Origin of the sequence: Streptococcus sp. HSISS3 (genome assembly GCF_000448605.1) — a bacterium.
Lineage (GTDB): Bacteria > Bacillota > Bacilli > Lactobacillales > Streptococcaceae > Streptococcus > Streptococcus raffinosi.
Genome location: NZ_CM002130.1, coordinates 2,162,639 through 2,174,827, shown reverse-complemented (window position 1 = coordinate 2,174,827; position 12,189 = coordinate 2,162,639). Strand labels below are relative to the sequence as shown.

Annotated in this window: 9 protein-coding genes and 2 pseudogenes; all 11 read left to right on the top strand. The window is 39.0% G+C overall.

What is annotated here, in order from left to right; all coding sequences use genetic code 11:
* Positions 1-96: 96 nt before the first annotated feature.
* The 11 genes and pseudogenes from HSISS3_RS10010 to glnA all read left to right on the top strand — a co-directional run bounded on the left by HSISS3_RS10010 (position 97) and on the right by glnA (position 12,094).
* A pseudogene (locus HSISS3_RS10010) lies at positions 97-1,370 on the top strand (DNA recombination protein RmuC).
* Complete coding sequence (locus HSISS3_RS10005; protein ID WP_021146512.1) at positions 1,360-2,301, top strand: 3'-5' exoribonuclease YhaM family protein; 942 nt, start codon at positions 1,360-1,362, stop codon at positions 2,299-2,301. Before HSISS3_RS10010 ends, HSISS3_RS10005 begins: the two are co-directional and overlap by 11 nt.
* Before the next feature lie 92 nt (positions 2,302-2,393).
* Positions 2,394-3,209 (top strand): pur operon repressor, encoded by an 816-nt coding sequence (purR, locus tag HSISS3_RS10000; protein WP_008535638.1) that lies wholly within the window; start codon positions 2,394-2,396, stop codon positions 3,207-3,209.
* Between the two features lie 226 nt (positions 3,210-3,435).
* Positions 3,436-3,848: pseudogene (gene rpsL, locus HSISS3_RS09995) on the top strand (30S ribosomal protein S12).
* Positions 3,849-3,866: 18 nt separating this feature from the next.
* Positions 3,867-4,337, top strand: coding sequence for a 30S ribosomal protein S7 (rpsG, locus tag HSISS3_RS09990; protein WP_002884746.1), 471 nt, complete (start codon positions 3,867-3,869; stop codon positions 4,335-4,337).
* Positions 4,338-4,607: 270 nt separating this feature from the next.
* A complete protein-coding gene (gene fusA, locus HSISS3_RS09985; RefSeq protein ID WP_021152596.1) occupies positions 4,608-6,689 on the top strand; it encodes an elongation factor G in 2,082 nt (693 codons plus the stop codon).
* A gap of 188 nt (positions 6,690-6,877) precedes the next feature.
* Complete coding sequence (gene gap / locus HSISS3_RS09980) at positions 6,878-7,891, top strand: type I glyceraldehyde-3-phosphate dehydrogenase (protein ID WP_008535634.1); 1,014 nt, start codon at positions 6,878-6,880, stop codon at positions 7,889-7,891.
* A gap of 428 nt (positions 7,892-8,319) precedes the next feature.
* Positions 8,320-9,519: a phosphoglycerate kinase gene (locus tag HSISS3_RS09970; protein ID WP_021146509.1), complete on the top strand. Its 1,200-nt coding sequence runs from the start codon at positions 8,320-8,322 to the stop codon at positions 9,517-9,519.
* A gap of 169 nt (positions 9,520-9,688) precedes the next feature.
* Positions 9,689-10,153, top strand: a complete 465-nt coding sequence (locus HSISS3_RS09965) for an FUSC family protein (RefSeq protein WP_021152595.1) — start codon at positions 9,689-9,691, stop codon at positions 10,151-10,153.
* Positions 10,154-10,326: 173 nt separating this feature from the next.
* The gene (locus HSISS3_RS09960) at positions 10,327-10,701 is read left to right on the top strand and encodes a MerR family transcriptional regulator (RefSeq protein ID WP_002889321.1); all 375 of its coding nucleotides are present in this window, start codon (positions 10,327-10,329) and stop codon (positions 10,699-10,701) included.
* Positions 10,702-10,750: 49 nt separating this feature from the next.
* Complete coding sequence (gene glnA, locus HSISS3_RS09955) at positions 10,751-12,094, top strand: type I glutamate--ammonia ligase (RefSeq protein ID WP_002889319.1); 1,344 nt, start codon at positions 10,751-10,753, stop codon at positions 12,092-12,094.
* Positions 12,095-12,189 lie beyond the last annotated feature (95 nt).

The window sequence follows — 12,189 nt, the reverse complement described above, 5'->3', positions numbered from 1 at the left end:
AAAACTATTCTAGTAATGAATTCCTTGATGGCCCCATTCATGTTGTAGTTCCAAATGGATACGTGATTGTCATTCAGACTAAAGATAGGAGTTAGTATGATTTACCTGCTTACACTTTTGACCTTGTTAAGTTTAGGAATTCTTGTTGTTCTTTTATTGAAAAATGCGGAGTTAAAGGGTCAGATTAATAAGAGTCTGGAGGGAAATGCAGATAATCTTTCAGATCAACTGTCTTTTCAGTTAGAAAGCTTTGCCAAGGCAAACCAACTTGAAACAACAAGGCAATTGAATCAATTGCAGAAAGAACTCTATCGACAATTAACGGATATCAGAGAAGTTTTACACCAAAACTTGTCTGATAATCGAGATCGCTCTGACCAGCGCCTAGAGCAAATAAACCAGAGCTTGACGAAGGCCGTTAAAGAAATGCAGGATTCCAATGAGAAACGTTTGGAACAAATGCGTCAGACAGTTGAAGAGAAACTTGAGCAAACATTACAGACACGATTACAAGCTTCCTTTGAGACGGTGTCAAGACAGCTGGAGTCTGTTAACCAAGGTCTGGGGGAAATGAAAAATGTTGCTAGGGATGTTGGAAGTCTCAATAAGGTCCTTTCAAATACAAAAACACGTGGTATTATGGGAGAACTTCAATTAGGACAAATTATTGAAGATATATTGACTGCTAATCAATACGAGAGAGAGTTTCCGACAGTGTCGGGTTCAACTGAGCGAGTTGAATATGCGGTTAAGATGCCAGGAAACCACAAGGACGAATATATCTATCTGCCTATTGACTCTAAGTTTCCTCTTGAAGACTACTATCGCTTGGAAGATGCTTATGAGTCCGGAAATAAAGAGCAAATCGAGAATCATCGTAAATCACTTTTGGCTAGCATTAAGCGATTTGCTAAGGATATTAACAAGAAGTATCTTAATCCACCTGAAACCACAAATTTTGGTATATTATTTTTGCCGACGGAAGGGCTTTATGCTGAGGTCGTACGTCAACCCTCATTCTTTGACGCTCTTCGTCGTGAGGAGAATATTGTTATTGCCGGGCCATCAACATTGTCTGCACTATTGAATTCATTGTCAGTAGGATTCAGGACCTTGAACATTCAAAAAATGCGGATGATATCAGTAAGATTTTAGGCAACGTCAAACTGGAGTTCGGTAAGTTTGGAGATATGCTTGCCAAGGCTCAAAAACAATTAAATACAGCCAGTAAAACTGTTGATAGTCTGCTCAATACAAGAAGCAGGGCTATTGTTAGAGCTCTTGATACCATTGAAACCTACCAAGATAGTGCGACACAAAGTTTGTTAGATCTACCACAATTAGAAAATGAGGACAAGCATGAAAATTAATCAAATGAAAAAAGACGAGTATTTTGAAGGCTTTTATCTGATTAAGCGTGCAGAAGTACGTAAGACAAGGGCTGGTAAAGACTATATTGCCTTTACCTTCCAAGATGATTCTGGTGAAATTTCGGGAAATCTTTGGGATGCTCAGCCTTATAATGTTGAGGAATTTACAGCTGGTAAGGTAGTTCATATGGAAGGACGTCGAGAGGTTTATAATAATACTCCTCAGGTAAATCAAATTACTTTACGTTTGCCTGCATTTGGAGAACCAAATGATCCAGCTGATTTTAAGGAAAAACCACCGGTAAATCCGTCTGAAGTGCGTGAGTATCTTGAACAGATGATTTTCAAAATAGAGGAAGCTACATGGCAACGTGTGGTCCGTGCTCTTTATCGAAAGTATAACAAGGAGTTTTTTAGTTTTCCTGCTGCTAAAACAAATCACCATGCTTTTGAAAGTGGGTTGGCCTATCATACAGCTACAATGGTTCGTTTAGCAGACAGTATTGGGGATGTTTATCCGGAACTAAATAAGAGTCTGCTCTTTGCGGGAATCATGCTCCATGATTTGGCTAAAGTTATTGAATTGACTGGTCCGGAAAATACAGAGTATACTGTTCGAGGTAACTTGATTGGGCATATCGCCTTGATTGATGAAGAAATTACCAAGGTTCTCATGGAACTTAACATTGATGATACACGTGAGGATGTTGTTGTTTTACGTCATGTCATTTTAAGTCACCACGGACAATTAGAATACGGAAGCCCAGTTCGTCCTCGTATCATGGAAGCGGAGGTTATCCATATGATTGATAATCTTGATGCTAGTATGATGATGATGATGACAGCTCTTAACCTAGTTGGACCTGGAGAAATGACTAATCGTCTCTTTGCTATGGACAATCGTTCCTTCTATAAACCAAAATTTGATTAAAATCGAAAGTAAACGAGCATTAAGGCAAAAATGTTCGTTTTTTAATGTGTTATGGTATAATAGTAAAAAAGTACAGAAATTATAGGTGATTTATGAAATTAAAACGAAGTGAGCGCATGGTAGTGATTTCAAACTACCTGATTAATAATCCCTATCAGTTGACAAGTCTTAATACCTTTGCAGAGCGTTATGAAGCTGCAAAATCTTCAATCTCAGAAGATATTGCAATCATTAAGAAAGCTTTTGAAGAGAGTCAGATAGGTGAAATTGAAACAGTAACAGGGGCCTCTGGTGGTGTTATGTTTACACCAACCATTTCCGATGAAGATGCAAGAAGTTTAGTCGAAGGTCTCTGTGAGAGACTTTCTGAGAGTGATCGTATCCTACCGGGTGGGTATCTCTATTTGTCTGATTTATTGAGTACGCCTTCTATTTTGAAGAATGTTGGACGTATTATTGCTAGCGCATTTAAGGGTCAAAAGATTGATGCTGTTATGACTGTTGCAACAAAAGGTGTTCCTTTGGCAAATGCAGTAGCAGATGTCCTAAACATTCCCTTTGTTATTGTACGTCGTGATTTGAAAATCACAGAAGGCTCTACCGTCTCAGTGAACTATGTCAGCGGATCAAGTGACCGTATTGAAAAAATGTTTCTATCAAAACGTAGCTTGAAACCCAATAGTCGTGTGCTTATTGTTGACGATTTTCTTAAGGGTGGCGGCACCATTACCGGTATGATTAGCTTACTTTCAGAATTTGATAGTGAATTAGTGGGTGTAGCTGTATTTGCAGAGAATGCCAAAGGCGACCGAGATATTCATGAATACAAATCATTGCTTACTGTATCTGATATCGATGTAAAATCGCAAAAAGTAGAAGTTGAAGTAGGTAATATTTTCGATAAATAAAAAACTTAAAAGGTAATTCCTAATCTAATGCTTAGGAATTTTCTTTTTGGCAAGAAATTCTTGACAAGGTTCCTCAAAAAATGGTATTATATTAGACGGTACTTTTTACTTTTGGTCTCTCAAAAGTGTACAGAGACGTGCTGACATAAGTTGCAAAAGTACACCCAGATATGGGCTGTCACCAAGTGCCATATCAACCAAAAATAAAAAACACAGGAGAATGTAGATGCCTACAATTAACCAATTGGTTCGTAAACCACGTCAATCAAAAGTTGTTAAATCTAAATCACCAGCTTTGAACGTTGGTTACAATAGCCACAAAAAAGTTCAAACTAATGTATCTTCACCACAAAAACGTGGTGTTGCAACACGTGTTGGAACAATGACACCTAAAAACCTAACTCAGCCCTTCGTAAATTCGCTCGTGTACGTTTGAGCAACCTTATCGAAGTTACTGCTTACATCCCAGGTATTGGACACAACCTCCAAGAACACAGCGTTGTTCTTATCCGTGGTGGACGTGTAAAAGACCTTCCAGGGGTACGTTACCACATCGTCCGTGGTGCACTTGATACTGCAGGTGTAGCTGATCGTAAACAAAGCCGTTCTAAATACGGTGCTAAACGTCCTAAAGGATAAGAAGGGAGATAAGATAAAATGAGTCGTAAAAATAGAGCGCCTAAACGCGAAGTATTGGCAGATCCATTGTACAATTCAAAAATCGTTACACGTCTTATCAACCGTGTAATGCTTGACGGTAAACGTGGTACTGCTGCAACAATCGTATACGATGCTTTCGAACAAATCAAAGAAGCAACTGGAAACGATGCTCTTGAAGTATTTGAAACAGCTATGGACAACATCATGCCTGTACTTGAAGTACGTGCACGTCGTGTCGGTGGTTCAAACTACCAAGTCCCAGTTGAAGTTCGTCCAGAACGTCGTACAACACTTGGCCTACGTTGGTTGGTTAACGCATCACGTGCGCGTGGTGAACACACTATGAAAGACCGCCTTGCTAAAGAAATTATGGATGCTGCAAACAACACTGGTGCATCAGTTAAGAAACGTGAAGATACTCACAAAATGGCTGAAGCTAACCGTGCCTTTGCTCACTTCCGCTGGTAAGAATAAGATACTGAGGGCGTTAAAAAAGCGATTGAAAATTAGGAAGCTTGACGTAGAATCAAAGATTCTAGGAAAGCTTATCTATTTTCCAAGCTTTTAGCCTGGGTTCAATTGAGCTCGGGTAGCTCTTGAGTTCTTTTTCAACTCATCTGCGAGTTGAAAGCAACAAATCAAAGACCAATGAGAACGGGTAGGTCCTGCCTATCCGTTTTTTGACAATAATGTTATAATAAATAAGTAAACTAAAATTTTTATAGGAGAATAAACCTAATGGCACGCGAATTTTCACTTGCAAAAACTCGTAATATCGGTATCATGGCCCACGTCGATGCCGGTAAAACAACTACAACAGAGCGTATCCTTTACTACACTGGTAAAATTCACAAAATCGGTGAAACTCACGAAGGTGCATCACAAATGGACTGGATGGAGCAAGAACAAGAACGTGGTATCACAATCACTTCTGCCGCTACAACAGCGCAATGGGATGGTCACCGTGTTAATATCATCGATACACCAGGACACGTGGACTTCACTATCGAAGTACAACGTTCACTCCGTGTATTGGATGGTGCCGTAACCGTTCTTGACTCACAATCAGGTGTAGAACCTCAAACTGAAACAGTTTGGCGTCAAGCAACTGAGTATGGTGTTCCACGTATCGTATTTGCCAACAAGATGGATAAAATCGGTGCTGACTTCCTTTACTCAGTAAGCACACTTCACGATCGTCTTCAAGCGAACGCTCACCCAATTCAATTGCCAATCGGTGCTGAAGATGATTTCCGTGGTATCATTGACTTGATTAAGATGAAGGCTGAAATCTATACTAACGACCTTGGTACAGATATTCTTGAAGAAGATATCCCAGCTGAATACGTTGATCAAGCTAACGAATACCGTGAAAAATTGATTGAAGCTGTAGCTGAAACTGACGAAGATTTGATGATGAAATACCTTGAAGGTGAAGAAATCACAAATGAAGAATTGAAAGCAGCTATCCGTCGTGCAACAATCAATGTTGAATTCTTCCCAGTTCTTTGTGGTTCTGCCTTCAAGAACAAAGGTGTTCAATTGATGCTTGATGCAGTTATTGATTACCTTCCAAGCCCACTTGATATTCCAGCAATCAAAGGTGTTAACCCAGATACTGACGAAGAAGAAACTCGTCCAGCATCTGATGATGAGCCATTTGCAGCTCTTGCCTTCAAGATTATGACTGACCCATTCGTAGGTCGTTTGACATTCATCCGTGTTTACTCAGGTGTCCTTCAATCTGGTTCATATGTAATGAACACTTCTAAGGGTAAACGTGAACGTATCGGACGTATCCTTCAAATGCACGCTAACAGCCGTCACGAAATTGAACAAGTTTATGCTGGTGATATCGCCGCAGCTATCGGTTTGAAAGATACAACAACTGGTGACTCATTGACTGATGAAAAAGCAAAAATCATTCTTGAATCAATCGAAGTTCCAGAACCAGTTATCCAATTGATGGTTGAACCTAAGACTAAAGCTGACCAAGATAAGATGGGTATCGGTCTTCAAAAACTTGCTGAAGAAGATCCAACATTCCGTGTTGAAACAAACCCTGAAACAGGTGAAACAGTTATCTCTGGTATGGGTGAGCTTCACCTTGACGTCCTTGTTGACCGTTTGAAACGTGAACACAAAGTTGAAGCCAATGTTGGTGCTCCACAGGTATCATACCGTGAAACATTCCGTGCAGCTACACAAGCACGTGGATTCTTCAAACGCCAATCAGGTGGTAAAGGTCAATTTGGTGACGTTTGGATTGAATTTACTCCAAACGAAGAAGGTAAAGGTTTCGAATTCGAAAATGCTATTGTCGGTGGTGTGGTTCCACGTGAATTCATCCCTGCAGTAGAAAAAGGATTGGAAGAATCTATGGCTAACGGTGTCCTTGCTGGATACCCAATGGTTGACATCAAAGCTAAGCTTTACGATGGTTCATACCACGATGTCGATTCATCTGAAACTGCCTTCAAGATCGCTGCATCTCTCGCACTTAAAGAAGCTGCTAAGACTGCACAACCAACTATCCTTGAACCAATGATGCTTGTAACAATCACAGTTCCTGAAGAAAACCTTGGTGATGTTATGGGTCACGTTACAGCTCGTCGTGGACGTGTTGATGGTATGGAAGCACACGGTAATAGCCAAATCGTTCGTGCATATGTTCCACTTGCTGAAATGTTCGGTTATGCAACAACACTTCGTTCTGCAACTCAAGGACGTGGTACATTCATGATGGTATTTGACCACTATGAAGATGTTCCTAAATCAGTTCAAGAAGAAATCATCAAGAAAAACTCTGGTGAAGCTTAATTAGCACATATAAAAGTTAAGGTACTTATGAAAGTAAGTGCCTTTTCTATTTGCAATTTTTTGAAAAAAATTATATAATATGACTGTTGAAAGGTTAGATTGAAAGCGCTCAAGTTAATCTTTTCACAATAGGGAGAGCTTGCTCTCAAAATTATATTTATTTGATTTTCATAAGGAGGAAATCACTAATGGTAGTTAAAGTTGGTATTAACGGTTTCGGTCGTATTGGTCGTCTTGCTTTCCGTCGTATCCAAAACGTAGAAGGTGTTGAAGTTACTCGCATCAATGACCTTACAGATCCTACAATGCTTGCACATTTGTTGAAATATGACACAACTCAAGGTCGTTTCAACGGAACTGTTGAAGTAAAAGAAGGTGGATTTGAAGTTAACGGTAAATTCGTTAAAGTTTCTGCTGAACGTGATCCAGAACAAATTGACTGGGCTAGTGACGGTGTAGAAATCGTTCTTGAAGCAACTGGTTTCTTTGCAACTAAAGCAGCTGCTGAAAAACACTTGCACGCTAACGGTGGTGCTAAGAAAGTTGTTATCACTGCTCCTGGTGGAAGCGATGTTAAAACAATCGTATTCAACACTAACCACGATACACTTGATGGTACTGAAACAGTTATTTCAGGTGCTTCATGTACAACTAACTGTTTGGCACCAATGGCTAAAGCATTGCAAGATAACTTTGGTATTAAACAAGGTTTGATGACTACTATCCACGCTTACACTGGAGACCAAATGATTCTTGATGGACCACACCGTAAAGGTGATTTGCGTCGTGCTCGTGCTGGTGCTGCTAACATCGTTCCTAACTCAACTGGTGCTGCTAAAGCTATCGGTTTGGTTATCCCTGAATTGAACGGTAAACTTGACGGTGCTGCTCAACGTGTTCCAGTTCCAACAGGTTCTGTAACTGAATTGGTTTCAGTCCTTAACAAAGAAGTAACTGTTGATGAAGTTAACGCAGCAATGAAAGCAGCTGCTAACGAATCTTACGGTTACACTGAAGATCCAATCGTATCTTCTGACGTTGTTGGTATGTCATTCGGTTCATTGTTTGACGCAACTCAAACTAAAGTTCAAACTGTTGATGGACATCAATTGGTTAAAACTGTGTCATGGTACGACAATGAAATGTCATACACTTCACAACTTGTACGTACTCTTGAATACTTCGCAAAAATTGCTAAATAATTCAATAGTATATTAAGAAGGGCTTAGGCTCTTCTTTTTTGTACAGAAAATAATGGCTCTTTTGAAGCAAGTTAAAAAGCGTTTCAAAAACTGCAATGGCAAATTGCAAACTGGCTAATAGGATTAAACGTGTCCATAGTGAGACTGAGGTTTGGTTAATGTAGGAAAATAGTGTTTGTTTAAAAGTAAGAAAGAAGAAAAGAGGATTAAGTGTAAGTTTGAGGATTATATTAAAATCGTGATTAGCTTCTTTCTGAATTTTATTTAGTAGTTTTTTCATTACTATTCTACCTTTCTATTTTGATTATATGATAGATGTACTTGTACTTGTACTAGTAATAAGCTAGAAATCCTTCTGATTTTGCTATCTCTTTTAGGTATTTTGTGATATAATGAAAACGTATTAAAAAATTAAGGAGTCTGATCAAATGGCTAAATTGACTGTTAAAGATGTTGACTTGAAAGGGAAAAAAGTTCTCGTTCGTGTTGACTTCAACGTTCCTGTAAAAGACGGTGTGATCACTAATGATAACCGTATCACTGCTGCTCTTCCAACAATCAAGTATATCCTTGAACAAGGTGGGCGTGCAATCCTCTTCTCTCACCTTGGACGTGTAAAAGAAGAAGCTGATAAAGAAGGTAAATCACTTGCTCCTGTAGCTGCTGACTTGGCTGCTAAATTGGGTCAAGAAGTGAAATTTATCCCAGGTGTTACACGTGGTGCTGAATTGGAAGCAGCTGTTAACGCTCTTGAAGATGGACAAGTTCTCTTGGTTGAAAACACTCGTTTCGAAGATGTTGATGGCAAGAAAGAATCTAAAAACGATCCTGAACTTGGTAAATACTGGGCATCACTTGGGGATGGCATCTTCGTAAACGATGCATTCGGTACAGCTCACCGTGCACACGCATCAAACGTTGGTATTTCAGCAAACGTTGATAAAGCTGTTGCTGGTTTCCTTCTTGAAAACGAAATTGCTTACATCAAAGAAGCAGTTGAAACTCCAGAACGTCCATTCGTAGCAATCCTTGGTGGATCTAAAGTATCTGACAAGATTGGTGTTATCGAAAACCTTCTTGCTAAAGCTGATAAAGTCCTTATCGGTGGTGGTATGACTTACACATTCTATAAAGCACAAGGTATCGAAATTGGTAACTCACTTGTAGAAGAAGACAAACTTGATGTTGCTAAAGCTCTTCTTGAAAAATCAAATGGTAAATTGATATTGCCAGTTGACTCAAAAGAAGCTAATGCATTTGCTGACTACACTGAAGTGAAAGACACTGAAGGTGAAGCAGTAGATCCAGGATTCCTTGGACTTGATATCGGTCCTAAATCAATTGCTGAATTCGATAAAGCCTTGACTGGTGCGAAAACAGTTGTATGGAACGGTCCTATGGGTGTATTTGAAAACCCTGACTTCCAAGCTGGTACAATCGGTGTGATGGATGCTATTGTGAAACAACCAGGTGTTAAATCAATCATCGGTGGTGGTGACTCAGCTGCCGCAGCAATCAACCTTGGACGTGCAGATAAATTCTCATGGATCTCTACTGGTGGTGGTGCATCTATGGAACTCCTTGAAGGTAAAGAACTTCCAGGATTGGCTGCCCTTACTGATAAATAATCTAATTAGAATGAAAAGAGTTGGGTAACCAACTCTTTTTACGTTGTCATTTTAAAAATATTTAGTGAAGAATATGTAATCAAAATCATTTAGAATAGCCAAAAGTTTCATAATCATGTTAAAATAGTTGAATGGGATTGAAATTTGAACCGAAAAATTTAAATTTGGTATGCGTACACTGAAGACGGGGATTGCTGTCTTTCTAGTTTTAGGCTTGTTTTCTGCTTTAGGGTGGGAAGGGCTTCAGATTGGTTGTTTAACTGCTGTCTTCAGCCTTCGTGAAAACTTTGATAGAAGTATTCAATTTGGGAAGTCACGTATTTTTGCAAACACGGTTGGAGGTCTGCTATCTCTTTTATTTTATTTTGTGAATATGTTGTTTGATCATTCGGTTTGGGTGACATTGATATTGGTTCCAATTTTAACCATGTTAACTATTGTGATTAATGTGTCTTTCAATAATTCCTCTGGTGTTATTGGAGGAGTTGCGGCACTGCTAATTATTACCTTATCTATCCCACATAATGATACTTTTGTTTATGTTATTGCCCGGGTTTTTGAGACCTTTTGTGGTGTTTTTATTGCTATCCTCGTGAACTATGATTATAATTGGCTGATTAAATACCTAAAATAAGAATAATAGAGTTCTCAGGGGCTCTATTTTTCTGTTTTCAATGACAAAACTCCACAATTTAAGTAAATAAATGACGAAATGTTCGGGAATTACTCATTATGTTAGAAAAAGTAACATAAACGGTTGACATGTAGAAATATTCAGAATATAATTGTTAGGAAAGGAGGATAATCATGGCAAGAGAAAAAGAACTGAGACGTTCCTTGGCTGTTTTTCCGATTGGAACAGTTATGAAGTTGACAGATTTAACTGCTCGTCAAATTCGTTACTATGAAGATCAAGGGTTGATTCAACCTGAGCGTACAGCAGGAAATCGTCGTATGTACTCACTGAATGATATGGACCGTTTGTTGGAAATCAAAGATTTTTTAGATGATGGTTATAATATTGCAGCGATTAAACGTGAATACGAAGAACGTGAAGTTCGTGCACAACAAAAACAAGTGACCTTAACGGATGCAGATGTTCGACGTATTTTGCATGATGAACTCCTCCAGCAAGGCCGTTTTACGACCCCGTCACAACAATTTGGTAACTTGCGTATCTAATTACGCCTTGAACTTTTATTTTTGGTTTTTTATAAAGGAGACCCCTATTATGGCAATCACAGCAGCTGATATTCGTCGCGAAGTCAAAGAAAAGAATGTTACTTTCTTGCGTTTAATGTTCTCTGATATCCTTGGAGTTATGAAGAATGTTGAAATTCCTGCGACAGATGAACAGTTGGATAAGGTACTTTCAAATAAAGCAATGTTTGATGGTTCATCAATTGAGGGATTCGTTCGTATCAATGAATCTGATATGTATCTTTACCCAGATCTTGATACTTGGACAGTTTTCCCTTGGGGTGATGAAAATGGTGCAGTGGCAGGTCTTATTTGTGATATTTATACTTCTGCAGGAGAACCATTTGCAGGTGATCCACGTGGTAACTTGAAAAAGGCATTGCGTCATATGGAAGAAGTGGGTTACAAATCATTTAACCTTGGACCAGAACCAGAATTCTTCCTTTTCAAATTGGATGAACTAGGCAATCCTACACTTGAAGTAAACGATAAAGGTGGTTATTTCGACCTTGCTCCAACTGACCTTGCAGATAATACACGCCGTGAAATTGTTAACGTTTTGACAGAAATGGGCTTTGAAGTTGAAGCTTCTCACCATGAAGTAGCAGTTGGTCAACATGAAATTGATTTCAAATATGCTGATGTTTTGAAAGCATGTGATAATATTCAAATGTTTAAGCTAGTTGTTAAGACAATTGCTCGTAAACATGGTCTCTATGCTACATTTATGGCGAAACCTAAATACGGTATTGCTGGTAGTGGTATGCACTGTAATATGTCTCTCTTCACTGATGAAGGAAATGCTTTCTTCGATCCAGAAGATCCACGTGGTATGCAATTATCTCAAGATGCCTATTACTTCCTTGGTGGATTGATGAAACACGCCTATAACTATACTGCCATTATTAACCCAACGGTTAACTCTTATAAACGTTTGGTTCCAGGTTACGAAGCTCCTGTATATATTGCATGGGCAGGTAGCAACCGTTCACCATTAATCCGCGTTCCTGCTTCTCGTGGTATGGGTACACGTTTGGAATTGCGCTCAGTAGACCCAATGGCAAACCCATACTTGGCACTTGCTGTTCTTTTGGAAGCAGGTCTTGATGGTATTATTAACAAGATTGAAGCACCAGAGCCAGTTGAAACAAACATTTATTCAATGTCTCCTGAAGAACGTAAAGAAGCTGGTATCATTGATTTGCCATCAACACTTCGCAACGCTCTTAAAGCCTTGGAAACAGATGAAGTGGTTCGTCAAGCTTTGGGTAATCATATCTATACAAACTTCCTTGACGCGAAACGTATGGAATGGGCAAGTTACGCAACCTTCGTTTCACAATGGGAAATTGATAATTATTTGGATATTTACTAATAATATTTCTTTGAAAACCAGGTTTTCCTGGTTTTCTTTTTGATTAATTAAGTTCTTGGACAAATTACGTACTTTTAACAGACTTGTTTATTTTT

Excerpts from the sequence above, each read along its gene's own strand:
- HSISS3_RS10005 (WP_021146512.1), top strand. The coding sequence starts at position 1,360 with ATGAAAATTAATCAAATGAAAAAAGACGAGTATTTTGAAGGCTTTTAT.
- purR (WP_008535638.1), top strand. The coding sequence starts at position 2,394 with ATGAAATTAAAACGAAGTGAGCGCATGGTAGTGATTTCAAACTACCTG.
- rpsG (WP_002884746.1), top strand. The coding sequence starts at position 3,867 with ATGAGTCGTAAAAATAGAGCGCCTAAACGCGAAGTATTGGCAGATCCA.
- fusA (WP_021152596.1), top strand. The coding sequence starts at position 4,608 with ATGGCACGCGAATTTTCACTTGCAAAAACTCGTAATATCGGTATCATG.
- gap (WP_008535634.1), top strand. The coding sequence starts at position 6,878 with ATGGTAGTTAAAGTTGGTATTAACGGTTTCGGTCGTATTGGTCGTCTT.
- HSISS3_RS09970 (WP_021146509.1), top strand. The coding sequence starts at position 8,320 with ATGGCTAAATTGACTGTTAAAGATGTTGACTTGAAAGGGAAAAAAGTT.
- HSISS3_RS09965 (WP_021152595.1), top strand. The coding sequence starts at position 9,689 with ATGCGTACACTGAAGACGGGGATTGCTGTCTTTCTAGTTTTAGGCTTG.
- HSISS3_RS09960 (WP_002889321.1), top strand. The coding sequence starts at position 10,327 with ATGGCAAGAGAAAAAGAACTGAGACGTTCCTTGGCTGTTTTTCCGATT.
- glnA (WP_002889319.1), top strand. The coding sequence starts at position 10,751 with ATGGCAATCACAGCAGCTGATATTCGTCGCGAAGTCAAAGAAAAGAAT.